A 23,000-nucleotide genomic window follows, 5' to 3' on the forward strand; every position below is an offset into this window, starting at 1 on the left:
AGGACGAAAATTATGGCTATGGTGCAGGCGAAATCGCAAAAGCTGCGGCTGTTTATCACCCATTTGTTACTGCTGGTGTTTATTGCCGCGATTATGTTCCCGCTGCTGATGGTGGTCGCCATTTCGCTGCGTGAAGGTAACTTCGCCACCGGCAGTTTGATTCCGGAAAATATTTCGTGGGAACACTGGCGCCTCGCGCTGGGCTTTAGCGTCGAACACGCCGATGGCCGCGTCACGCCGCCGCCGTTCCCGGTGCTGCTGTGGCTGTGGAACTCGGTGAAAATCGCCGTGATCACCGCAGTCGGCATTGTGGCGCTCTCCACCACTTCTGCGTACGCCTTTGCCCGCATGCGCTTTCGCGGCAAAGCGACATTGCTGAAAGGGATGCTGATTTTCCAGATGTTCCCGGCGGTGCTGTCGCTGGTGGCGCTGTACGCATTGTTTGACCGGCTCGGCCAGTACGTGCCGTTTATCGGCCTGAATACGCACGGCGGGGTGATCTTCGCTTATATGGGCGGGATCGCGCTGCATGTGTGGACGATCAAAGGTTATTTCGAAACGATCGACGGTTCGCTGGAAGAGGCCGCCTCGCTGGATGGCGCAACACCATGGCAGGCGTTCCGTTTAGTGCTGCTGCCGCTTTCGGTGCCGATTCTGGCGGTGGTGTTTATTCTGTCGTTTATCGCCGCCATTACCGAAGTACCGGTTGCCTCGCTGCTGCTACGCGATGTCAACAGTTACACGCTGGCGGTCGGGATGCAGCAATATCTCAACCCGCAAAACTACCTGTGGGGCGATTTTGCCGCCGCGGCGGTGCTGTCCGCGATCCCCATTACGGTTGTCTTCCTGCTTGCGCAGCGTTGGCTGGTTAACGGCCTGACCGCAGGCGGTGTGAAAGGTTAAATTTCATTGTTGTTATTACGCCCTACATATTTCGGATGAGAGCACGGCGGCAACTATATGAATCCCCGGAAGCTGACTGAAGTCAGTGACCGGGGTGAGTAAAGGAAGCCAACGCAGCGATCACCTGAAAGATGACCGGCGTTGCCACTGCACCCTCAACTTGTATCACCCAACTTGTGAAGTCATTGGCGATCCTCGGATCGCCCTTTTTTTATGCCCATTTGAACACCACCTCTTGTGGAGGCATTCAGCAACAGGCTTTGGCTTTTACCTTGTTCAGAACGGGCAGAGATTTTTATTAAAGCTTTTAGTACGCCCCATCCGGGGCGCAAACAATGCCACCTGTTATGCAGTTTTTTATTCGCGCCTCAGCCGTTGCGAGTTACACAACCACAGTGTGATCACCAGCAACAGGATCGCCGCCGAGTAGATCAGAACATCCATTGGTGACTGGTGATCGACAATGATCAACCGCACAATCGCGGTAATGCCGATGTAGATAAAGTAGCGCAGCGGGAAGTGAAACCCGGACTGAAAGTACTTCACAATCAGGGCGATAAATTCGAAATAGAGAAAGTAAACCACCAGCCCTTCCACCAGCTCATATTTGCTGGTTTGCACCGGCGCGAACAGCACATCCGCCAGATGCAGTGTCTCTTTGCCCAGAAAGACAATCAAAATCAGACCGAGGCTCAACAGACCAAGATTCAGCACGGTCTGCAATATGGTCGAAATAAACTCAACCCGAGGACGAGTTAGCGATGTCATAGCGGCACCTCATTGCTGGTGAACAACACTTTGTATATCCCAAAAATGTGATCTGGATCTACATTATTTGCTTATATTTTGTGACACCGCGTGATGACATGTTGCACAGACATGTCCACGCAGGAGACGAAAAAGAGCATGCTTATCGTACGTAAGGCTGAAATCGCGGACGCCGCGTTATTGAGTGAAATGGGCTACGCCAGTTATCGCCATCATTTTGCCCCTCTGTGGCGCGAACCGGCCGAACTGGAGGCATTTCTCCGCCAGGAGTATTCCCCGGCAGTAATCGAACAGAGCCTGCAAAGCGAAGCGGGCGGCTGGTTTATCGCGCAGAATGCCGCGCCTGTCGGTTTCGCCAAAGTCTCCTGGCACAGCGCGGCCGACGAACATGGCCCGGCGGGTACGCTGCTGCATAAACTCTATCTGCTACCGGGCGAAACGGGGAAAGGCTACGGCGAGCGACTGCTGGCAGAAATAGAACGCCTGGCGCAACAGCGCGGAGAGAGGTTTATCTGGCTGGAAGTGCTGGACGCCAACCCGAACGCGCAGCGTTTTTATCTTCGCCAGGGGTTCACGCATCTCAAAGACACAACATTCAGTACCGCGTCGCAGCAAAGTACGCTGCATATTCTGGGCAAATCGCTTTAAGGAGGGATGATGACAAGCGCTTCTTTGCGCCAAACCGCCGTACGCAATGTGACCTACGGCGACAACGTGGTGATTTATGAACCCGCCAATTTATACGACTGCACGCTGGCGGACGATGTATTTGTCGGCCCGTTTGTCGAAATCCAGGGGCACACCCAGGTCGGGAAAGGTTCGAAAATCCAGTCGCACAGCTTTATTTGCGAATATGTCACCATTGGTGAGCGCTGCTTTATCGGTCACGGCGTGATGTTTGCCAACGATATGTTTCGCGATGGCAAACCGGACCCGGACAGCAACCACTGGGGGCGCATCGTGATTGGTAATGACGTGTCGATTGGTAGCGGCGCAACGATTCTGGCAGTGACTATTGCCGATGGCTGCGTGATAGGCGCGGGCAGCGTGGTGACCAAATCGATCAGCGAGAAAGGGGTGTATGCGGGAAATCCTGCGCGGCTGTTGCGCCGGTTATAAATGCAACTCTCCCTCCCCGGATGGGGAGAGAAATGTGCCGGGCGATGAAGAAAGACAGACCTTGCGGCTACTCTCTCCCCACACGGGGAGAGAAACAGGGTTGAAGATGGAGAAAGACAGACCTTGCGGCCACTCTCTCCCCACACGGGGAGAGAGATAGGGTTGAAGATGGAGAAAGACGGGCCTTACGGCCATTCTCTCCCCAGACGGGGAGAGAAAAGGTTTACTGGAAGTTGACCGTCTTATCGTTGGTCATGTTGTAAAGCTCGAACTTACGGCCCAGCATCTGACCACCGTCACGCGTCAGCGGCGTCCAGCCAACGCCAGCGCGGCTGCGGGTCGGACCGGTGCTGAACAGATCCAGCGGAACCGAAATGTAGACCCCTTTGGTGAAGTCCCCTTCCCCGTACTGCGCGGCTGAAACGTTGGTTTTGGTGGCATACGCGCCCACCACAATCCCGCTGTCGAAGTGCTTCGACACATCCAGCGTGACGCCTTTATCGCCCGCCAGATATTGACCAACACTCGCTTTCACCAGCACATTTTCGGCGAACCACGGCGTCCAGTAAGCGGTGAAGTGGCCGGTTTTCACGCTGTAATCGGTGAATTTCATCATGTCCTGCGCACTGCGCCAGTCACGCTGTTTCACATAGTTGCCATCAATGCCAAACGCCCAGTGGCTATCAACCGGACGCCACAACAGCTCGGCACCGGCACCGCCGTACATGGTTTCCAGATACCCGGCATACACCTGGCCATAGAAGTTATTGCCCAGATACTGGAAGTAGTTCGCCTGCATGTTGTTGACGTAAATATCGTTCTGCACATATTCACGCACGCGGGTACGCACACGCGGCAGGGCGGTGTCTTTCGGCGGGTTGGTGTAGTTAAACTTGTCGTAGTTATTGGTCAGATTGCCAAACAGGCTACCGGTGGTCAGCAGGTGATCCGTTAGCCACCAGTCGGCAGTCGCCATCACGCCAAGCTGGTACATGTAGAAAGCTTCCGGCCCGCCGAATGACTGGTTAAGCACCGGATCGATGTGGAAATCGAACGAGGATTTATCGATATACCAACCCTGTTCCGGTTTGTCCGGCACGATAGGCGTTTCGCGTTTTTGCACCAGTTCCGTATCCTGCCCCAGCGGTTCGCCTTCAAGATGGCGCTTCAGGCTGGCAACATCCGTCTCGGTGGTGACGACCGGCATGTTGAGACGGTTTTCCGTCACGCGGATAGTGCGAATGCCGTCCGGCAAGTCATTCATCACAATGCGATTCGCGCGCTCAACCCCTTCCTGGGTATTACGGTATTTCACCTGCTCGCCGGTGACATACAGCGTGTCACCTTTCACCTGAATTTGCGGATCGGTAAGCCCGGCGTTGTATTTCAGTAAGGTCAGCTGATTCGCCACCACCGAATGCTGGAGGATCGCATCTTGCGGCTGTGGCTGATATTTTGGCCGCGCGTTGTCGTTATACGACGGGCGCAGATCGTTGAAGTTGTTACGCAGGGTAAAGCCGAACATCCAGGTATTCCCGCGCTCATAGCTCAGGTTGATGTCCGCCCAGTCGGTGACGCGGTAAATCGCGCCAACGTTGACCTTGCTGCGCTGCGGCAGCTTACCGGCGAAGTCCTGCTGGTAGTTGTTCCCTTCATACTCAAGTTTCAGGCGCAGCGGGTTCCACGGCGTCTGGTATTCCACCCCGCCAAACAACGCGGTCGGGCCACGGAACATCTGGCTGGTATCCGTAGAGCCTGCGGCTTTGTAACTGGTATCGCGCGTACAATATTTCTCGTCATAGGAGCAGAGCGGGTTTTTGATATTGCCGCTGGTGCCAAGGTAGCCCCAACCGATACCCAGCGAGAAATCGAACGGCCCCCAGGCTTTGCTCGCCACCAGATATTCGCCGTCAAACAGCCCGGTGCCGCCAATATCGCGCGCACCCACGGAAACTTCCGGCAGCCAGTAGCCTTCTTGCCACAGGCGCAGTTTTAAATCGAAGGCTTTATCTTTGTAGGACTGATTGCCAGAGAAGGCTTCTACCGAACTGTACTTCCGCGTCCGCACATCGGTGTAGCGCAGCGTTGTTTCCAGCCACGGGAAGAGCTGCACCGAACCGGAGTAGTAGCGGTACTGATTGTTATCGCGGTAGTTAAAGCTCAGTTCACCCTCGCGCGACATCCGCGCAGTGGGCGTTTGCAGCAGGCCGACGCCGCCGAAATCCGACTGCGATGGGCCAATCGGTTCCGGGTATGATTCTGCGTGACAGGCGGCGCTAATTCCCAGCGCCAACAGGCTAATGACAAACGATTTTTTCATTATTATTCCGGTATCCGATGCGTCAGGGACTGAAGAATGTCGGCATTCAGCTCGTCATACTCGTTGCTCCACAAACCCGGTGCGAAACCGACAAAAATCACGCTGCCGGGCATCGGCTCCACGTGGCGTCGGTTCCAGTAGCCAACCGGTACCTTTTGCGTTTTGCCGTTGGGGTAAATCACCCAGGCATAGCTGCGTTCCGCGCCGCTCAGCAGGCTCATCTCATCCAGGTAGCTCACCACATCGCGTCCCGGCGTGAACACTTTTTTGCCCGGGCTGCTGATAAGCCCAATCACGGTGATGGTGGTCGGCTGCGAGCCAACCCATAAAGTGTATTGCCCTTCTAAAGGCCGGTTGGCGAGGCGGTGGGTACGCAAGTAATCCGGGTCCAGCTCAACGATTTGTCGGCCGGTGACCTTCATCGCCTGCAACTGCTGACGCAGCGCGTTGATCGCCGCAGCGCTATTCCCACTCTCATCGGCGGCAAGCGCGGCAAGCCGCGCAAGAAGTGCCTGATGGCGTGCCTGCTCGGCAACCGTCGCCTGACGTTCGCTGACCACAGCACCAGGCCACCAGCTATTCGCCAGACGGGGCTGCCCGACCAAATCCACCAGGTGTGCGGCATTGGTTAAGGTTTTCGGTTTGCTATCGCCCTCGGTGTAGACATCAACCGTGCCGACGGCGAACGCCAGCGGGGAAGCGAGGCTGGCTAACAGCGGAAGAAGAGCGCGTTTTTTCATTATTTCGCCGCCTTAATCAGGGTGGTTTTCACCGGGAACCAGTCCGCGCCAAGATACTGCTCGGATTGCCGGATAACCCCTTGTTCATCCACCCAATAGCGGTTGCGCCAGCGTTTCTGATCGGTAGTGACCTCTTCATCGAGAATACGTACTGCGGTGACGTCGCTCGCCAGTTTCACCGTGTCGGTGCCATTCCAGCGGAAGACAGAACGGGCAGTGGCGTAGCGCACCTGTTTGTGTTCCGTCCAGCCCATTAAGCGTGTCCAGCTCGCGCCATCGACAATCTGGTTCGGTTTCGCCAGCGGATCTGCCGCCAGGTTATTAACATCCAGCAGGTTGTCGCCAGGCAGATGCGTTTTCACGATGCGATAGTTTTGCGTGACGATCGTGGACTGATCCTGCGTCACCCATTTTTGCTGCCCGTTTTCGGCGAAAGCGAGCACCACAAACAGTTGTGGGCCGTTGTTGAGCTGCATGTACTGGCTGGCATACGGCATATTGAGGATTTCTTCATCCGTGAGCTGCACGCCCGGCGTGCCAAATACGCTGTTCCAGAGTGAATTCCCGAGGCCTTTGATGGGGCCTGAACATGCCTGAAGGAGCAGGCAAATCAAGATGATACCAGGTCGCTTCACGACTCTTCTCCGAAAGGGGCGAAATAACCACACCGAAGTGTGGTTATAGTTAATGTACCCGCTATTACTGGGTACTTGTGGTCGTGGTGGTCGTGGTTCCCGTGTTGGAGCCATCACCGCCACCGGTTGCCGCCAGCGCGACACCCACCGCGGACCCTACGGTGCTAACGCTCGTTGCTGCGGAGCTACCCGCAGAAACAGAGGTCGCTGCCGACCCTGCCGCTTCACCAATTTGCACCGGTGCAGCAAAAGCAGAAGTCGCCGCAAGCGCGGATATGGCAAAAATGCCATACAGGACTTTTTTCATATCAATTTCCCTTCATTGAATGAATGGAGATTTACCTGAAAGAATTCAGGCGATATCGAGTATACACAACTAAAGCAGAGGGTTTACGCATCGGGAAATAGCGGGGAACGTTTTCGGAAAATTGGTATCAGGCATTTAAAAAGAGAAGGCAAAACTAAAAAATTAGATATATTTCAAACAATTAAATAATGACAAAATATTGACACAATAAGGCTAGTCCTAAAATTTATAGCAACCACTTATCCGCCTGTCGCGTTTTTCAGATAAACCTGATGATAGATATAGAAACAGCGAACCAGGAATAATCCCCGTAATTTAGCTTTAAAATATCGATATCGGAATTGCTTATATATATCGGGCGAACCCCTCGCGCAATATATGCATACTGGAATAAATATAATCGGTAAAAAAAAGCGCCGCCGAAGCGACGCTTATGTGGCTTAACCGCGCCAGGATTTGTAGCGGTTGATCAGACCATTGGTTGAGCTGTCGTGGCTGGAGATGGATTTGTCATCGCCCAGTTCCGGCAGAATGCGGTTCGCCAGCTGTTTACCCAGCTCCACGCCCCACTGATCGAAAGTGAAGATGTTAAGGATTGCGCCCTGAGTGAAGATTTTGTGCTCGTACAGCGCAATCAGCGCGCCCAGGCTAAACGGGGTGATTTCGCGCAGCAGAATAGAGTTAGTCGGGCGGTTGCCTTCAAACACTTTGAACGGCACAACGTGATTAAGCGTTGCCGGGTCTTTACCCTGATCGCGATATTCCTGCTCGACCACGTCGCGGGATTTACCGAACGCCAGTGCTTCAGTTTGGGCAAAGAAGTTCGACAGCAGTTTCTGGTGATGATCGGAAAGCGCGTTATGGGTGATAGCCGGCGCGATGAAATCACACGGAACCATTTTGGTACCCTGGTGAATCAGCTGATAGAACGCGTGCTGACCGTTGGTGCCCGGCTCACCCCAGATGATCGGGCCAGTCTGGTAATCCACCGCGTTGCCGTTACGGTCAACATATTTACCGTTGGACTCCATGTTGCCCTGCTGGAAGTAAGCGGCAAAACGGTGCATGTACTGGTCATACGGCAGAATCGCTTCGGTTTCAGCGCCGAAGAAGTTGTTGTACCAGATACCGATCAGCGCCAGCAGCACCGGCAGGTTTTTATCAAGCTCGGTAGTGGAGAAGTGCTTGTCCATCGCGTGCGCGCCGGAGAGCAGCTCAACAAAGTTGTCGTAACCCACGGAGAGGATGATAGACAGGCCAATCGCCGACCACAGAGAGTAGCGGCCGCCAACCCAATCCCAGAACTCAAACATGTTAGCGGTGTCGATGCCGAACTCGCCCACCGCTTTCGCATTGGTAGAGAGCGCTGCGAAGTGTTTCGCCACGTGTTTGTTGTCACCCGCAGTTTTCAGGAACCAGTCGCGCGCACTGTGGGCGTTGGTCATGGTTTCCTGGGTGGTGAAGGTTTTAGACGCTACGAGGAACAGCGTGGTTTCCGGGTTCACTTTTTTCAGTACTTCGGCGATGTGCGTACCATCGACGTTAGAGACGAAATGCATGTTCAGATGGTTTTTGTACGGACGCAGCGCTTCGGTCACCATAAACGGGCCGAGGTCGGAACCGCCGATACCGATGTTCACCACGTCGGTAATCGGTTTTCCGGTGTACCCTTTCCAGCTACCTGAGATGATCGCTTCAGAGAAGGCTTTCATCTTCTCCAGCACCGCGTTGACTTCCGGCATCACATCTTTGCCATCCACCACAATCGGCGTATTGCTACGGTTACGCAGCGCGACATGCAGCACGGCGCGATCTTCGGTACGGTTGATTTTTTCGCCAGAGAACATGGATTTGATCGCACCTGCCAGATCGGTCTCTTTGGCCAGCGCCAGCAGTTTGTCCAGCGTCTCTTGCGTGATGCGGTTTTTGGAGAAATCCACCAGCATCAGGTCGTCGAAGGTTGCGGAGAATTTGCTAAAGCGGTCGCCCTCTTTCGCGAACAGATCCGCGATAGTGACGTCCTTCATGTCAGCGTAGTGTTTCTGTAATGCCTGCCAGGCAGATGTCTGCGTTGGATTGATGTTTTTCATAGCAATACTCTTCTGATTTGAGAATTGTGACTGCCGTCGATTGTAGCGCCTGCCGGCGAAAATTGTGATGGTTTTTGTGCCGGCTCACCGTACACGCGGGCGAATAACGACCAAAAATCGCCGAATTTGAGCACAACATAAGTCATTTTACTGACGACCAATGCAGCATGAAAAATCCGCATAATCCCGGCGTTGACAGCATGCCCGCTAACCCTTTATTTATAAACGCACTACCCGCGCATGCGCGGGTTTGTATTACCAGAGCTTTTCGCGTTGCAGCAAGGCGGCAACTGAGCGCATCCCCGGGAACTTACACAAGTCAGTGACCGGGGTAAGTGAAGGCAGTCAGCACCGCTGCGGCGTGAAGGCGAAGGTAATCCTTACCAAAGCATTTCGCGTTGCAGCAAGGCGGCAACTGAGCGCATCCCCGGGAGCTTACACAAGTAAGTGACCGGGGTAAGTGAAGGCAGCCAGCACCGCTGCGGCGTGAAGGCGAAGGTAATCCTTACCAAAGCATTTCGCGTTGCAGCAAGGCGGCAACTGAGCGCATCCCCGGGAGCTTACACAAGTAAGTGACCGGGGTAAGTGAAGGCAGCCANGTAATCCTTACCAAAGCATTTCGCGTTGCAGCAAGGCGGCAACTGAGCGCATCCCCGGGAGCTTACACAAGTAAGTGACCGGGGTAAGTGAAGGCAGCCAACGCCGTTGCGGCGTGAAAGGCGAAGGTAAACATTGCCAGAAGAGGCGCGTTACCCAGGCACACGGTGTTCGAAGCGCCAGGCTGATGAAAACACCTGAGGGGGAGTAACGCCGAGATAACAAAACGCCTGGCAGCGTGCGTTATCGGCTACAGGGGCTGAATCCCCTGGGTTGTCACCAGAAGCGTTCGCAGTCGAACGTTTCATGTCCGCAGACGTTACGCAAAGCGGGCAGACAAGGTGGAGCACTTCTGGGGAAATCGTAGCTGTTTATCGCTCTGCGCCCACCCCGTTTTTCGCTCTTTCCTTGTGCCATGGCTGAATAGAGAATCCCCTGACACGAGGTTGTTATGACTAGTTTCGTTGTCGCCAAATTTGGCGGCACCAGCGTTGCCGATTTTGATGCCATGAACCGCAGTGCGGACGTGGTGCTTTCCGATACCAGCGTCCGTCTGGTGGTGCTTTCCGCTTCCGCAGGGGTAACCAATTTGCTGGTTGCGCTGGCCGAAGGGCTGGAAGCCAGCGAGCGTTTCGTCAAGCTCGACGCTATCCGCAAAATTCAGTTCGATATTCTGGAACGCCTGGCGAACCCGGCGGTGATCCGCGAAGAAATTGAACGCCTGCTGGAAAATATCACCACGCTTGCCGAAGCCGCATCGCTGGCGACATCCACCGCGCTGACTGACGAACTGGTCAGCCACGGCGAGCTGATGTCGACGCTGCTGTTTGTGGAAGTGCTGCGCGAACGCAGCGTACAGGCGCAGTGGTTTGATGTGCGCAAAGTGATGCGCACCAGCGACCGTTTTGGCCGCGCTGAGCCGGATGTCGCCGCACTGGCGGAACTTGCCGGACAGCAACTCGCGCCGCGCCTGAATGAAGGGTTAGTGATAACCCAGGGTTTTATCGGTAGCGAAGCCAAAGGCCGCACCACCACGCTTGGCCGCGGCGGCAGCGATTATACCGCCGCGCTACTGGGCGAAGCGCTGCATGCCTCACGCGTGGATATCTGGACCGATGTCCCGGGCATTTACACCACCGACCCGCGCGTGGTGCCCGCCGCGAAACGCATTGATGAGATAGCCTTTGAAGAAGCGGCAGAGATGGCGACATTCGGCGCGAAAGTGCTGCACCCCGCCACGCTGTTGCCCGCAGTACGCAGCGACATTCCGGTTTTTGTCGGCTCCAGCAAAGATCCGAAAGCCGGTGGCACGCTGGTGTGCAATAACACCAGCAATCCGCCACTGTTCCGCGCACTGGCGCTGCGCCGCAAGCAGACCCTGCTCACGCTGCACAGCCTGAACATGCTGCACTCACGCGGTTTTCTTGCGGAAGTGTTTGGCATCCTGGCGCGTCACAGTATCTCGGTTGATTTGATAACCACCTCAGAAGTGAGCGTGGCGCTGACGCTGGACACCACCGGTTCAACATCAACCGGCGACACCTTATTAACCCAGGCGCTACTGACCGAGCTTTCTTCTCTGTGCCGGGTGGAAGTGGAAGAAGATTTAGCGCTGGTGGCGATTATCGGCAACGATTTGTCAAAAGCCTGCGGCGTGGGTAAAGAGGTGTTTGGCGTGTTGGATCCGTTTAATATCCGCATGATTTGCTACGGCGCATCCAGCCATAACCTCTGCTTCCTTGTACCCGGAAAAGAGGCCGAACAGGTGGTGCAAAAACTGCATCACAACTTGTTTGAGTAATTCCTGACCGTTTACGGATGAGAGCAAAAAGCCCGGTGAATTACCGGGCTTTTTTTTATGACATCACCGTCTGGTACAGCAACGCATCGAGATCGCTGACCTTGCCGCTGCGGCTTTCCGGCAGCGCATCCGCGATTTCGCCGCGCGCCAGTTCATCGCCGATAAACGCGTGCAGCAGCGGACGTTGCGCACCATACTGAGCCTCACCGGCCCGCTGTTTTAACGCCAGCAGTTCATCGATTTCTGCCCGTAATGGCGCGTCGAGATCGCTGCCCGCCAGCAACGTAGCGAAACGCATTGGCGGCATCCCTTTGCCCGCTTCTATCCAGCGTACCGCCAGCAGCGGACGCAGCACATAAAAGTACTTTTTCAGCCGTACCTGTTCGCCCTGCAAATAGCCGCGAAAGTTCTTTTTCGCCATCGAATAGTAGTGCCAGCGCGCTCTGACCGGCGAAAACCAGTGCGGCACCTGCACACGCAACGCGGCGAGCGTGGCGTCATCCTGCTGGTAGACGATCGGGGAATCTAACCATTCGATTAAGGCCGGGTTAGCGCTTTTCAGCAACCCCAACGCTTTGCGCCACTCCCACCCGCAAACGTCCAGCTCATCGTCTATCGGCAATTCGATGACATCACGCTGCGGCTCGACGCGCAGATACCAGTCCGGTTGATGCACATACAAAAAGCGCACATCGTAATCGCTGTCCGGCGAAGCGAAACCCCAGCCGCGACTGCCGGACTCGCAGGCGTAAAGCACTTTCACGCCGTAGGTTTTTTCCACATCGTGTAACACCTGCCGCACACGCCCGCGCATGGCGACATCCACACCTAAAGGTTCCATTATGACTATCCTTCTTATCCTTTCACACACACCACCTGGCGCAGGGGATGCACCACTTCTACCAGCGACTCCTGCGCGACCATCACCGCGTCGATATCTTTGTAAGCCATCGGGATCTCATCGATCACCTCGCTGTCTTTACGGCACTCCACATGCGCAGTAGCGCGAATTTGATCTTCCACGGTAAAGCGTTTTTTCGCCGCCGTACGGCTCATGGTGCGCCCTGCCCCGTGGCTGCATGAGCAGAAGCTCTCTTCATTTCCCAGCCCACGCACGATAAAACTTTTCGCGCCCATCGAGCCGGGAATAATCCCCATCTGCCCTTTTTGCGCGGAAACCGCACCTTTACGCGTCACCAGCACCTCTTCACCAAAGTGCGTCTCTTTTTGCACATAGTTATGATGGCAATTCACCGCTTCCTGCTGGGTGATAAACGGTTTGGTCACGATGCGCGACAGTGCCGCCAGCACGCGCGACATCATCACTTCACGGTTATGGCGGGCGAAATCCTGCGCCCATTCGACCGCTTCCAGATAGTCGTCGTAGTGCTTGCTGCCTTCCCGGAAATAGGCCAGGTTTCGGTCCGGTAAATTGGCAATATGCTGCTGCATATCCTGCTGCGCCAGGGTGATAAACACGTTACCGATGGCGTTACCCACGCCGCGCGAACCGCTGTGCAACATCACCCACACGCGCTGCTGCTCATCCAGACACACTTCAATAAAGTGGTTGCCGGTTCCCAACGTCCCCAAATGTTGATGGTTGTTGGTCTGCCGCAAGCGCGGGTATTCATCCGTCAGGCGCTTAAAGCGCGGCGCAAGCAACGCCCAGTGGCTATCCACCTCTTGCGGCGGGTTTTCCCACGCGCCTTTATCACGTTTCGACCGGTTCACCGAACGTCCGTGCGGCACTGCCTGCTCAATGGCACTGCGCAGCCCGCCGAGATTATCCGGCAGATCCGCCGCCAGCAGTGAAGTGCGCACGGCAATCATGCCGCAGCCGATATCCACGCCAACCGCCGCCGGGATAATCGCCCCTTTAGTCGGGATAACGCTGCCGATGGTTGAGCCTTTCCCCAGATGCACATCCGGCATCACAGCCAGGTGCCTGAAGATAAACGGCATTTTTGCTGTGTTCAGCAACTGCTCACGCGCTTCGGGTTCCACCGGCACGCCGTGCGTCCACATTTTCACCGGCGCGCTGTTCTCCTGCGCCAGCAGTTGATAGTCGTTATGCTGCATCATGACTTCCTTTGATGTTAACAAGGCCGTGCAATACCTGGTCGAGGCCACCAAAGACCGAGATCTTATCGATGCGCTCCGCCACACGCTCCAGCGTTTCTAACTCTTTAAGCCGCAACGCCACCGGGTTGCTCTCCATTACTTTTGCCGTGTTAAGCAACGAACGGGTCGCTGCGGTCTCTTCACGACGGCGGATAACATTGGCCTGCGCCGATTTTTCCGCTTCGACTAAGCGCGACAGAATGGTTTTCATCTCACCCGGCAAAATGATGTCTTTCACCCCCAGCGACGCCACTTCAATACCAAACGCCGCCATGCGATTCGCCACCTGAACGCTCACTAACTCATCGATTACCTGCTTATCTTCCAGCAGCTCATCCAGCGTGCGCGTACCCACCGCTTCGCGCAGGGCAAACTGCAATTCGCGGTAGAGGTGATCCAGCGGTTTGCTCAGTTGGGCAAAGGCACTTAACACATCTGTGTAACGCCAGTTTGCCGCAAGGTTCAGCCGCAACGTGACTTTATCTTTGGTCAGGATCTCCTGGCCGCTCACTTCCAGCACTTGCAGGCGTAAGTCCACCACTTCGGCTTCCACCAGATGGTTTACTTTCCAGTAGCCGCTCAATCCTGCCGGTAACAGCGCCTGCGTCACGCCATCCACTTTTAAAACACCCGCGTGCCAGGCCGGAACCTGCACCGCCAGAATCGCGTCGCGACCTTTTACCGCCACGCCGCGTTTGGGTTGCGCCACGGCGTTCAGGATCTCCGTGGGAATCCGCACATCGCGAGTGTCCATGCGTACCAGTTTCAGTGCGTCATCCGCTTGCCAGTACAGGCGGCGAGTTGAAGGCGGCAGGATCTCCAGCAGCATGCCGTTGAGATAAAGCGCACCGGCCTCGTTATCTGACATATCGGCAACCAGGCAGTAACGCTCCACCCACTCTGGCTGGAAGCGGCGCAAATACTCCGCCAGACCGGCAGCCACTTCGCTGCCATCAGTATTCACCACCAGCACGTCGGGTTTGTTGAACCACGGCAGGCGATGCTCACCAGTTTCCAGAACCTGGATGTAATCACCCTCTTTTGCCAGTAAACCTAATTGACCTTTACGTATTGTGATTTTGTTGGTCATGACTTTCTCCTTAAATTGTTAGCCTTAACGACCGCGGATGCAGGGGCGAAACTGCAGGGGAAACACCGTTTTGCCTGCCGCCCGGCGCCGTTACCGGCGGTCGTTGGGAGGTAATCGTCAACAGCCCGACTACCGGGGTACTACCTGTTTATCTCCATAGATAAGGTGGCGAATCCGGGATTCGAACCCGAAAAAGAACCGACTTTTCGCAAATGTCTTTCCACTGACGGAACGCCCCCCCGGAAAACGTCTCGTGCCGTTCCTGGTGCGCCGGCGGGGTGCGTAACCCCTGCTAACTCAGCGTGCTGACGTAACAGTTATTGCCAGAAGCGTGCCAAAACCCAAAACAAGCGAATGAAATTTTTATTTAATTGAAAAATAATGATTTTATTTTTCAGATGGTTTGATGGCATTGCGGCGAGGATGATTATTTTTTATCTTTTAATATCGATCTTTATCTTATGGGATAAACATGAAGCGTCGGGTGGTGATTGGTGTACTGGGAACGGTGCTGGATAAACGTGGTAAACGGCAAAACCGCTTTCGCAAATGGCGGCCCACCGTAGGGTTGTGCCAGCAGCCGGATTTCGCTGTCGACAGGCTTGAACTGCTGCACCAGCCACGCGATGAAGGGCTGGCGCAACAGACAGCGGAAGACATTGCCCTCGTCTCACCGCATACCGAAGTGCGCAAACATGCGGTGATGATTAAAGACCCGTGGGATTTTGAAGAGGTGTATGCCGCGTTTCTCGATTTCGCCAACCGTTATCCGTTCGATACGGAAAATGAAGAGTACCTGGTGCATATCACCACCGGGACGCACGTCGCGCAGATCTGCTGGTTCCTGCTGACCGAAGCCCGTTATCTGCCCGCTAGCTTGTTGCAGACCAGTCCGGCGGCGAAAGGTGCGGCTGACGAGGCGATAGCTGCCGGCGTCTGTTCGGTTATCGATCTGGATTTAAGCCGTTACGCCACGCTGACCAGCCGTTTTCAGCGTGAGCAGCAGCAATCTGTGGCGTTTCTGAAATCCGGTATTGATACGCGTAATACCACCTTCAACCGCTTAATCGAGCAAATCGAACGCGTAGCGCTGCGCTCGACTGCGCCCATTCTGCTGACCGGACCAACCGGCGCCGGGAAATCGTTTCTGGCAAAACGCATCTTTCAGTTACGCCAGTCCCGCCACCTGGTGCAGGGGCGGCTGGTGGCGGTGAATTGCGCCACGCTGCGCGGCGATAACGCCATGTCGACGCTATTCGGCCATGTGAAAGGTGCATTCACCGGCGCACAACAGGCGCGCACCGGGCTGCTGCGCGAAGCCGATGGCGGCGTGCTATTCCTCGATGAGATTGCCGAGCTGGGGCTGGATGAGCAGGCGATGCTGCTGAAAGCGATTGAAGAGAAGACTTTTTTCCCCTTTGGCTCCGATAAAGAAGTGCACAGTGATTTTCAACTGATTGCGGGCACACACCGGAATATGCAGCAATGGGTGGAGGAAGGTCGTTTCAGGGAGGATCTCTTTGCACGTATCAATATGTGGACATTCGCGCTGCCGGGTCTGGCGGAACGGCGGGAAGATATCGCTCCGAATATTGAGTATGAACTTCAGCGTTTTTCACAACAGCAGCAGACGCAAATCCGCTTTGATAAGGGCGCGCGCGAGCGCTATCTGGCCTTCGCCTGTTCTCCCCACGCGGCGTGGCGCGGCAACTTTCGCGAACTGAGCACGTCAATCGCGCGAATGGCGACGCTGGCAGAACAGGGGCGGATTAACGACGCGTTAGTCGAGGAAGAGGTGCAGCGTTTAGCGCATCACTGGCGCGGAGAATCAGCACTGCCTGACCTCCCCATGGATATCAGCACGCTTGATCTGTTCGATCAACGCCAGTTGGAAACGGTGATTGCTGTCTGTCGGCGCAGCCAGACACTTTCGGAAGCGGGACGTGAATTGTTCGCCATTTCCCGGCAGAAAAAGGCCAACCCGAATGATGCGGATCGCCTGCGCAAATACCTGGCCCGCTTCGGGCTGAGCTGGGAAAGCGTACGCGGCGCAACATAAAACATCTTCATCATAATTTGTTTGAATAATATTCCTTAGCACGATAAACAATACCAATGGTCGGGCTCGATCCCCTCCTTAAATACCCTCATTCATTCGGGTTGCAGAACCGTTGCGAACAGCGCTCATACGTGAGACTGCCGGGTTACCGGCGCAGAAATGACTGACGCTATTGGCTTCGCCAGCGCACCTGTAGCCTGAAGAGTGAAGGGTAATAAAAACACAACACAACAATCGCAAGGAATCCCACATGCTCGCAATTTTCACGCGGCTGTTCCCGTTATGGGCGCTGCTGCTGTCGGTATTCGCCTATTATTTCCCGCCAACCTTTATCGCCATTGGCCCATGGGTCACAACGCTGCTGATGCTGATTATGTTTGGCATGGGCGTGCACTTAAAAATTGATGACTTCAAACGCGTCCTGTCGCGCCCGGCTCCGGTTGCCGCCGGCATTTTCCTGCACTATCTGGTGATGCCGCTGGCGGCATGGCTACTGGCGCTGATTTTTAAGATGCCGCCGGATCTCTCCGCCGGAATGGTATTGGTGGGAAGTGTTGCCAGCGGAACGGCATCAAACGTGATGATTTATCTGGCAAAAGGCGATGTCGCGCTGTCGGTCACCATCTCCTCGGTTTCTACGCTGGTGGGCGTTATCGCCACGCCGCTGCTGACGCGTTTGTATGTCGATGCGCATATTCAGGTCGATGTGATGGGCATGCTACTCAGCATTCTGCAAATTGTGGTGATCCCGATTGCGTTGGGGCTGGTTGTGCACCACCTTTTCCCGCGCGTGGTTAACGCGCTGGAGCCCTGGCTGCCCGCGTTTTCCATGGTCTGCATCCTCGCGATCATCAGCGCCGTGGTAGCCGGTTCCGCGAACTATATCGCCTCTGTTGGCCTGGTGGTGATTGTCGCCGTGATCCTGCACAACAGCATTGGTCTGCTCGGTGGTTACTGGGGCGGCCGTCTGTTCGGCTTTGATGAATCCACCTGCCGTACGCTGGCGATTGAAGTGGGTATGCAGAACTCCGGCCTTGCTGCGGCGTTAGGTAAAATCTACTTCTCGCCGCTCGCCGCGCTGCCTGGCGCACTGTTCTCCGTGTGGCACAACCTTTCCGGTTCGCTGCTGGCGGGTTACTGGTCGGGCAAACCGGTCGACGGAAGCAAAACGCAAGCGGTGAAAGAGGGTTAATTGATAGCGGCCGGAGAACATTATCAGTTATCCGGCCACTATCAACGCTTACCCAATGGTAATGGTAACCGGCTTGCCGAGTTTAGCCAGCATGGTGACAAGTGCATCAATAGTGAATTTGCTGGCTTTTTGGTTGACCACATCGGAGACCCGAGGGCGAGAAATATTGAGTTTTTCCGCCGCCTCAGTCTGCTTGAGATGATTTTCCGCTATCCAGCCAGAAATTTCCTGCATCAGTTGCCGTTTTATGTTCAATAGCTGGATGACTTCTCTTTCTGCATCCTGCGCAAGCGCGTGTGCCTCTTCGGCTTCAAAACCCAGTTCAGCAAAAATGTTGGCATCTGCTGGGGTCACATGACCAACCAGGCCTTCTTGTGTCGTTCTCATTTTTGGCTCCTGTAGTGCTCAACCAAAGCGCGATAACGCGTCCGGGCAGTTGTTTTATCCTTACGTGGTGTGCGCTGTGACTTTTATGGAAACAGTGCAAAACGTAGAGTGCATCCTCAAACCTGGCCAAATAAAAAATACGAAATGCCCCCGCGTGATCGCGAAGACGAATTTCTGCAACGCCTGCGCCAATTTCCGCCATCGGTTTCCAATCTGTAGCTTCCAGGCCAGCTTGAATTTTATGTAGCTGATAACCAGCATCCTTGCGGACACATTCAGGGAAAGCACGTAAGTCATCGTATGACGAGCCTATCCAGATGATGGGCTTTAAAGCAGGCCGTGAAATGATCATACCACATCCTTGTATAAAATTTTATACCAAAATCCTTACCAGCTTAGATCAGCAGCAGCTTAAGTCACCCGCCCAATAACAGATCTGCGAAGCGTCTTCCGGGGTTTATGTATCACCACGCAGACATCCCCCCTTACATCGCGTAGACTCGATGCACTTCCCAAGGAGAACGCTTTATGGCCCTGACCAGACTGACGCAAAAAGAGATGACGGAAAGTGAACAGCGGGAGCTGAAAACGCTGCTGGATCGCGCCCGTATCTCGCACGGACGCCCACTCAGCAACGCTGAAGCCAATCATGTGAAGAAGGAGTACATCGATAAACTGATGGCGCAGCGCGAAGCGGCAGCGAAGAAAGCCCGCCAGATGAAGAAACAGCAGGCTTATAAACCGGATGAGAATGCCACGTTTTCCTGGTCAGCAAACACCTCAACGCGTGGCAAGCGCTAACTAGCGTCCTTTCTTTTTCCTGCCCGGCTGGGTAAAGCGTTTTCCCGCCGGTTTCGCCCGGCTTTTCTCTTCGGGCTTCGCCACTTTTACTGCGGTTTTTTTCGCCGCCTGCGGTTTCGCTTTTGCTTTCGGCTTCGCTTCAGACGATGAGTTCTCAATCAGCTTAAACAGTGCTATCAGTTCATCGTCCGTCAGGTCACGCCACTCCCCCGGCGGCAAGCCAGTGAGACTGACGTTCATAATGCGCGTGCGTTCAAGTTTGGTGACTTCATAACCAAAGTATTCGCACATGCGGCGAATTTGGCGGTTCAGCCCCTGAACGAGCGTAATGCGAAAGGTAAATGGCGCTTCCCTTTTTACTTTGCACTTCTTAGTTTTGGTGCCGAGGATCGGCACGCCCGCGCTCATCCCCTGCACGAATTCGTCGGTGACGGGCTTATTGACGGTCACCAGATACTCTTTCTCGTGATCGTTGCCAGCACGCAGGATTTTATTCACTAAATCGCCATGATTAGTGAGAAAAATCAGCCCCTGCGAATCTTTGTCCAGACGACCGATGGGAAAGATTCGGCTACTGTGATTAACGAAGTCAACAATATTGTCTTTTTCGCCATCTTCGGTGGTACTGACAATGCCAACGGGTTTATTCAACGCGATAAATACCAGATCTTCGTCATCTCTCGGCTCGATAAGTTGACCGTTAACTTTCACAACGTCTCCGGCAACCACCTGATCGCCTATCCCGGCGCGCTTGCCGTTGATAAAGACGTTGCCTTGCTCAATGTAACGGTCAGCCTCGCGGCGTGAGCAAATCCCGCTTTCGCTGATGTATTTGTTTAAACGTGTTGATTGGGTTGGCAGCATAAATTCTCCTGTAAAAGCGGAATATAACTGGCTTCGCCGGGAGATAAAACCGGATTTTCGCCGCACCAAATCGAATTTGTGCAGTTACGCAGTAAAAGTGGGGTTTTAGTTACCGTGCCCGCCGGCACGGTACGGGTTAAGCATCGTCGCGCTCGTCGTCTTCATCCGGCTGTTCCAGCACGCTGTAGGCCACCGAGCAGAACAGGGAGTTAAGACGCTTCATGTCGCCCAGCAAACCGAGGTGCAGCGAGCTGGTTTCAATGCTTTGCACGTTTTGTTGATGCAGGCGGTCAACATGCGCATGCGAATAACGACGGTTCATAATGCGAAAACGGTGCTTGCTACGGCGTAAACGCCGGGCGCTGGTCACGTCGCTGGAGAAAAATACCGACATCGCCAGCTTCAGATTCCCCACCAGCCGTTCATGCAGCGCATCGAGTTCTTGCAAGCCTTCAACAGAGAAAGCGCGCCGCGCCGCCAGGGATTTGTCGGCGATTTCGCTGCCCATGCGCTCGACGATATCGGAGGCCTGCTCAAGGTTCAGCGACATCTCGATGATTTCCGCCCAGCGTTTCGACTCCTCTTCCGCCAGTTCCTCTTTCGGCATACGCGCCAGATAGAGCTTAATCGCCGTGTACAGCACGTTGATGTCATCGGCTTGTTTGCGCAGTTCCTTCTCCTGACGAGGCTGGCCGTGCATCACTTTATGCAGCCCTTCGAGCATCAACTCCATCGCATCGCCCATGCGCAAGGTTTCCCGTGCAGCATTGGCCAGCGCCAGCGTTGGCGTATCCAGTGCGGAACTGTCGAGATGCTTTGGCTTCAGGCGCGTATCCAGCTCTGGCTCTTCACGGATGATCCGCTTACAAAACTGCGCCATTGGCCCGGCAAATGGCACCATCGCCAGACAACGGATTAGGTTGTAGAACACATGGAAATAGATAACCAGTTCCGCTTCCGGTAAGGGAAGTTTCTGCATTGACGTAGCAAGCACATGAACAAACGGCAGGATAATCAGGCTGCCCACCAGTTTGAACAGCAAACTGCCAAGCGCCACGCGCCGGGCGGCAGCGTTAGCGGCACTGTTATTGAGCATCGCCAACAGGCCAGAACCGAGGTTGGCACCAATCACCAGACACAGCGCGACCGGGAAAGAGATAATCCCTGCCGTAACCAGCGTCGCCGTTAGCAGCACCGCCGCCAGGCTGGAGTAACTGATAATGGCGAACACCGCGCCAATCAGCGCATCGAGCATAATGTCGCCGGTCAGCGAGGCGAAAATCACCTGCACGCCATTGGCCTGGGTGATCGGCGTAACCGCCTGCACAATCAGCTCCAGCGCCAGAAGAATCAACCCAAGGCCGATGCTGACGCGCCCAAGCTGGCCTTCGCGCGTCTGTTTACGCCCGAGGAAGAAAATAACACCAAGAAAAATCAGCAGCGGCGATAACCAGGAGAGATCGAACGTCAAAATGCGCGCCATCAGCGCTGTCCCGACATCTGCACCCAGCACAATCACCAACGCCGGGGTGAGCGCCACTAAATCCTGGGCGACAAACGAGGTCACCAGCATGGTGGTGGCGTTACTGCTTTGCACCAGCGCAGTCACGCCGATACCCGCGCAGAAAGCGAGCGGTTTCCTTTCAACGCTACGGCTAAGAACGGTACGTAAACGTGCGCCAAAAACACGCATCACACCGGTACGTACAATGTGTGTGCCCCACACCAGCAGAGCCACGGCAGAAAGCAGATGAAGCAAAGTCAGCACAGAATCAGGTTCTCCTTATCGTTATGCGTTGCTCGTTACCAGGAAGGTAACGTCAACATTATGAAGTAAGTATAAGGCGTCAATGCGAAGAAAAGCGCAGGGTGCCGGTTAAGCCCCCTGAGAGTTGTAAATAAAAATGACGGTTTTGTGACAGAAGCGAGGGTTTGTCGGTTAGCGGGAAACGGCAGGCGCCGTTTGCGGGTTGCCCTGGCGTTTAGCCCACACAACCGAAGCAATTTTGAGCACTTCCGAGAGGACAAACAGCAAAATTGCTCCCCACGCAGCGGTAAAACCAGCGAAATGCATAAACAGTGGAATCAACGCCACTGAGCATTTTAGCGACAGCACGCGGGCTATTTCCTGCACGATAAAGAAAATAGTATGAATGTCTTTTTTAACGAAAAAAGACCAGGCAGAAAAAACCAGCGAGATAATCAACGCGATATTAATAAAGAACATCGTCTGGATAATTACGCCCATCAATCCATTCACACCTAGCTGTGAATAATTGGTATAAAAGTCACTAATGTCGGAATAAAAAGGAACGCTACCGCCTTGCAGCGAAAAAAATAAATAACTGGCCAGCGCCAGTACGTCCATAATACCCCAAAAAGCAAAAATCTTATTTCTTAAATTCATAATCCTCATCCCTTACGCCTGGAATCCATTGCCATGATTTCCCCGATTGCGTCCAGGCATCATCACCCTCAAGGTATTTCTGATAAACAGTACGCTTTTCACCATAACGCCGGATCACCGAGCGATTATAGAGGATTTCTCGGGTATCAGACGAGACGCTTTCCGGTATTGGCGTCCATAGCTGAATTTTGTCTCGCGAGGTGTTCATATAATCTTTACCGTCGGAGCCAAATACACGCCCTTGATCGCCCATACTGGTCGCCCGGTTGAGCATCATTACCGCGGCATTTTTGACGCCGTGGAAGTCTGTTTCGCTGGTTTTCCAGTAACCTGGACCAAACTCAGGCGTCACCGGTACAAAGGTGCTTCGGGTCGGGGCGGGTCGACCATGCATTGCCACGCTGTCTTTAAACCCGTTCAAAATGGTTCTGATAAACACCGCGTTAAACGACAAGCCTTGCACACAAAACAGTTCGGCGTTTTCCGCGATAAAGAACGGGTAATAGAAGCGGTTACGCGTGCTAACGTTCGGGCGCACGACCACTACCACGCCTTTATCCACCAGGCTATCAATATGTTTTTCTTTTTGATGACCAAGCGGATCTTGCGGTAAGCCATATTTAAAACCGTGATGCCGCTTAATCGTGTAACCATCAATGCTGCCCAGAATATTATTCGGGCTGTTCTCGATGAAATATTCCTTTTTTATAATATTCTTCGCGATATCTGGTGCCAGGATATTCTCGTAATCCTTCGGCAATAGATTTCTTTTTCTTATATCATAAATATCCATTTC

Annotated in this window: 21 protein-coding genes, 1 pseudogene and 1 riboswitch; of the genes and pseudogenes, 7 read left to right on the plus strand and 15 right to left on the minus strand. The window is 54.4% G+C overall.

The features are described 5' to 3' along the window. The first annotated feature begins 12 nt into the window (after positions 1-12). Positions 13-903, plus strand: coding sequence for a maltose ABC transporter permease MalG (gene malG / locus ACFX4U_RS17395; protein WP_017459427.1), 891 nt, complete (start codon positions 13-15; stop codon positions 901-903). Positions 904-1,260: 357 nt separating this feature from the next. Here malG and psiE read toward each other — a convergent pair whose 3' ends face one another. Beyond that, positions 1,261-1,671, minus strand: a complete 411-nt coding sequence (psiE, locus tag ACFX4U_RS17400) for a phosphate-starvation-inducible protein PsiE (RefSeq protein ID WP_017459426.1) — start codon at positions 1,669-1,671, stop codon at positions 1,261-1,263. A gap of 138 nt (positions 1,672-1,809) precedes the next feature. Here psiE and ACFX4U_RS17405 point away from each other — a divergent pair, with 138 nt between their 5' ends. Continuing rightward, positions 1,810-2,319: a GNAT family N-acetyltransferase gene (locus ACFX4U_RS17405; protein ID WP_313508469.1), complete on the plus strand. Its 510-nt coding sequence runs from the start codon at positions 1,810-1,812 to the stop codon at positions 2,317-2,319. A gap of 9 nt (positions 2,320-2,328) precedes the next feature. Beyond that, entirely contained in the window at positions 2,329-2,790 is a 462-nt protein-coding gene (locus ACFX4U_RS17410; RefSeq protein ID WP_313508467.1) for an acyltransferase, read from the plus strand. A 223-nt stretch (positions 2,791-3,013) separates the two neighbouring features. On the opposite strand, the gene ACFX4U_RS17415 is transcribed toward ACFX4U_RS17410, so the two are convergent. From ACFX4U_RS17415 to pgi, 5 genes are all read right to left on the minus strand, one after another. Continuing rightward, on the minus strand, positions 3,014-5,110 hold the full coding sequence (locus ACFX4U_RS17415; RefSeq protein WP_305737385.1) for a YjbH domain-containing protein: 2,097 nt from the start codon (positions 5,108-5,110) through the stop codon (positions 3,014-3,016). A gap of 2 nt (positions 5,111-5,112) precedes the next feature. After that, a complete protein-coding gene (locus tag ACFX4U_RS17420; protein WP_313508466.1) occupies positions 5,113-5,850 on the minus strand; it encodes a capsule biosynthesis GfcC D2 domain-containing protein in 738 nt (245 codons plus the stop codon). After that, on the minus strand, positions 5,850-6,485 hold the full coding sequence (locus ACFX4U_RS17425; protein ID WP_249880464.1) for a YjbF family lipoprotein: 636 nt from the start codon (positions 6,483-6,485) through the stop codon (positions 5,850-5,852). The genes ACFX4U_RS17420 and ACFX4U_RS17425 overlap by 1 nt, the downstream gene beginning before the upstream one ends. 64 nt (positions 6,486-6,549) lie before the next feature. Continuing rightward, positions 6,550-6,792: an exopolysaccharide production protein YjbE gene (gene yjbE, locus ACFX4U_RS17430; protein WP_007372406.1), complete on the minus strand. Its 243-nt coding sequence runs from the start codon at positions 6,790-6,792 to the stop codon at positions 6,550-6,552. Between the two features lie 440 nt (positions 6,793-7,232). After that, positions 7,233-8,882, minus strand: a complete 1,650-nt coding sequence (gene pgi, locus ACFX4U_RS17435; protein ID WP_131406981.1) for a glucose-6-phosphate isomerase — start codon at positions 8,880-8,882, stop codon at positions 7,233-7,235. Between the two features lie 731 nt (positions 8,883-9,613). After that, a riboswitch (Lysine riboswitch) is annotated at positions 9,614-9,839 on the plus strand. A gap of 91 nt (positions 9,840-9,930) precedes the next feature. Between pgi and lysC the strand changes: the two genes are divergently transcribed. Continuing rightward, positions 9,931-11,280: a lysine-sensitive aspartokinase 3 gene (lysC, locus tag ACFX4U_RS17440; RefSeq protein WP_200552009.1), complete on the plus strand. Its 1,350-nt coding sequence runs from the start codon at positions 9,931-9,933 to the stop codon at positions 11,278-11,280. Between the two features lie 55 nt (positions 11,281-11,335). Here lysC and ACFX4U_RS17445 read toward each other — a convergent pair whose 3' ends face one another. From ACFX4U_RS17445 to ACFX4U_RS17455, 3 genes are read right to left on the minus strand one after another with little or no spacing between them, the layout of a single operon-like run. Beyond that, positions 11,336-12,121 carry a nucleotidyltransferase domain-containing protein gene (locus tag ACFX4U_RS17445; protein WP_313508461.1) on the minus strand — a complete coding sequence of 262 codons (786 nt, stop codon included), beginning with the start codon at positions 12,119-12,121 and terminating at the stop codon, positions 11,336-11,338. Positions 12,122-12,135: 14 nt separating this feature from the next. Further along, entirely contained in the window at positions 12,136-13,362 is a 1,227-nt protein-coding gene (locus ACFX4U_RS17450; protein ID WP_313508491.1) for an RtcB family protein, read from the minus strand. Further along, positions 13,352-14,494 (minus strand): slipin family protein, encoded by a 1,143-nt coding sequence (locus ACFX4U_RS17455; RefSeq protein ID WP_313508459.1) that lies wholly within the window; start codon positions 14,492-14,494, stop codon positions 13,352-13,354. Before ACFX4U_RS17455 ends, ACFX4U_RS17450 begins: the two co-directional genes overlap by 11 nt. A 472-nt stretch (positions 14,495-14,966) precedes the next feature. On the opposite strand from ACFX4U_RS17455, the gene rtcR reads away from it, so the two are divergent. Next, entirely contained in the window at positions 14,967-16,553 is a 1,587-nt protein-coding gene (gene rtcR / locus ACFX4U_RS17460; RefSeq protein WP_313508458.1) for an RNA repair transcriptional activator RtcR, read from the plus strand. 250 nt (positions 16,554-16,803) lie between these two features. Further along, entirely contained in the window at positions 16,804-17,745 is a 942-nt protein-coding gene (gene panS / locus ACFX4U_RS17465) for a ketopantoate/pantoate/pantothenate transporter PanS (RefSeq protein ID WP_305737391.1), read from the plus strand. A gap of 48 nt (positions 17,746-17,793) precedes the next feature. Here panS and ACFX4U_RS17470 read toward each other — a convergent pair whose 3' ends face one another. Beyond that, positions 17,794-18,132 (minus strand): XRE family transcriptional regulator, encoded by a 339-nt coding sequence (locus ACFX4U_RS17470; protein ID WP_313508456.1) that lies wholly within the window; start codon positions 18,130-18,132, stop codon positions 17,794-17,796. Then, positions 18,129-18,484, minus strand: a pseudogene (locus ACFX4U_RS17475) (type II toxin-antitoxin system RelE/ParE family toxin). Before ACFX4U_RS17475 ends, ACFX4U_RS17470 begins: the two are co-directional and overlap by 4 nt. A gap of 176 nt (positions 18,485-18,660) precedes the next feature. Here ACFX4U_RS17475 and ACFX4U_RS17480 point away from each other — a divergent pair. After that, positions 18,661-18,933: a DUF3811 domain-containing protein gene (locus tag ACFX4U_RS17480; RefSeq protein ID WP_305737394.1), complete on the plus strand. Its 273-nt coding sequence runs from the start codon at positions 18,661-18,663 to the stop codon at positions 18,931-18,933. On the opposite strand, the gene rluF is transcribed toward ACFX4U_RS17480, so the two are convergent. The 4 genes from rluF to ACFX4U_RS17500 all read right to left on the minus strand — a co-directional run bounded on the left by rluF (position 18,934) and on the right by ACFX4U_RS17500 (position 22,964). Continuing rightward, positions 18,934-19,797, minus strand: coding sequence for a 23S rRNA pseudouridine(2604) synthase RluF (rluF, locus tag ACFX4U_RS17485; RefSeq protein ID WP_313508455.1), 864 nt, complete (start codon positions 19,795-19,797; stop codon positions 18,934-18,936). 136 nt (positions 19,798-19,933) lie between these two features. After that, entirely contained in the window at positions 19,934-21,565 is a 1,632-nt protein-coding gene (locus tag ACFX4U_RS17490) for a Na/Pi cotransporter family protein (protein WP_175274431.1), read from the minus strand. Positions 21,566-21,736: 171 nt separating this feature from the next. Further along, complete coding sequence (locus ACFX4U_RS17495) at positions 21,737-22,204, minus strand: hypothetical protein (RefSeq protein ID WP_313508452.1); 468 nt, start codon at positions 22,202-22,204, stop codon at positions 21,737-21,739. Further along, positions 22,188-22,964: a hypothetical protein gene (locus tag ACFX4U_RS17500; RefSeq protein ID WP_313508450.1), complete on the minus strand. Its 777-nt coding sequence runs from the start codon at positions 22,962-22,964 to the stop codon at positions 22,188-22,190. Before ACFX4U_RS17500 ends, ACFX4U_RS17495 begins: the two co-directional genes overlap by 17 nt. Positions 22,965-23,000 lie beyond the last annotated feature (36 nt).

The sequence above is a fragment of the Kosakonia sp. YIM B13588 genome (genome assembly GCF_042788165.1).
GTDB classification, from domain to species: Bacteria; Pseudomonadota; Gammaproteobacteria; order Enterobacterales; family Enterobacteriaceae; genus Kosakonia; species Kosakonia sacchari.

Excerpts from the sequence above, each read along its gene's own strand:
- panS (WP_305737391.1), top strand. The coding sequence starts at position 16,804 with ATGCTCGCAATTTTCACGCGGCTGTTCCCGTTATGGGCGCTGCTGCTG.
- pgi (WP_131406981.1), bottom strand. The coding sequence starts at position 8,882 with ATGAAAAACATCAATCCAACGCAGACATCTGCCTGGCAGGCATTACAG.
- ACFX4U_RS17405 (WP_313508469.1), top strand. The coding sequence starts at position 1,810 with ATGCTTATCGTACGTAAGGCTGAAATCGCGGACGCCGCGTTATTGAGT.
- malG (WP_017459427.1), top strand. The coding sequence starts at position 13 with ATGGCTATGGTGCAGGCGAAATCGCAAAAGCTGCGGCTGTTTATCACC.
- rluF (WP_313508455.1), bottom strand. The coding sequence starts at position 19,797 with ATGCTGCCAACCCAATCAACACGTTTAAACAAATACATCAGCGAAAGC.
- rtcR (WP_313508458.1), top strand. The coding sequence starts at position 14,967 with ATGAAGCGTCGGGTGGTGATTGGTGTACTGGGAACGGTGCTGGATAAA.
- ACFX4U_RS17415 (WP_305737385.1), bottom strand. The coding sequence starts at position 5,110 with ATGAAAAAATCGTTTGTCATTAGCCTGTTGGCGCTGGGAATTAGCGCC.
- ACFX4U_RS17445 (WP_313508461.1), bottom strand. The coding sequence starts at position 12,121 with ATGGAACCTTTAGGTGTGGATGTCGCCATGCGCGGGCGTGTGCGGCAG.
- psiE (WP_017459426.1), bottom strand. The coding sequence starts at position 1,671 with ATGACATCGCTAACTCGTCCTCGGGTTGAGTTTATTTCGACCATATTG.
- yjbE (WP_007372406.1), bottom strand. The coding sequence starts at position 6,792 with ATGAAAAAAGTCCTGTATGGCATTTTTGCCATATCCGCGCTTGCGGCG.
- ACFX4U_RS17480 (WP_305737394.1), top strand. The coding sequence starts at position 18,661 with ATGGCCCTGACCAGACTGACGCAAAAAGAGATGACGGAAAGTGAACAG.
- ACFX4U_RS17455 (WP_313508459.1), bottom strand. The coding sequence starts at position 14,494 with ATGACCAACAAAATCACAATACGTAAAGGTCAATTAGGTTTACTGGCA.
- lysC (WP_200552009.1), top strand. The coding sequence starts at position 9,931 with ATGACTAGTTTCGTTGTCGCCAAATTTGGCGGCACCAGCGTTGCCGAT.
- ACFX4U_RS17470 (WP_313508456.1), bottom strand. The coding sequence starts at position 18,132 with ATGAGAACGACACAAGAAGGCCTGGTTGGTCATGTGACCCCAGCAGAT.
- ACFX4U_RS17410 (WP_313508467.1), top strand. The coding sequence starts at position 2,329 with ATGACAAGCGCTTCTTTGCGCCAAACCGCCGTACGCAATGTGACCTAC.
- ACFX4U_RS17450 (WP_313508491.1), bottom strand. The coding sequence starts at position 13,362 with ATGCAGCATAACGACTATCAACTGCTGGCGCAGGAGAACAGCGCGCCG.
- ACFX4U_RS17420 (WP_313508466.1), bottom strand. The coding sequence starts at position 5,850 with ATGAAAAAACGCGCTCTTCTTCCGCTGTTAGCCAGCCTCGCTTCCCCG.
- ACFX4U_RS17495 (WP_313508452.1), bottom strand. The coding sequence starts at position 22,204 with ATGAATTTAAGAAATAAGATTTTTGCTTTTTGGGGTATTATGGACGTA.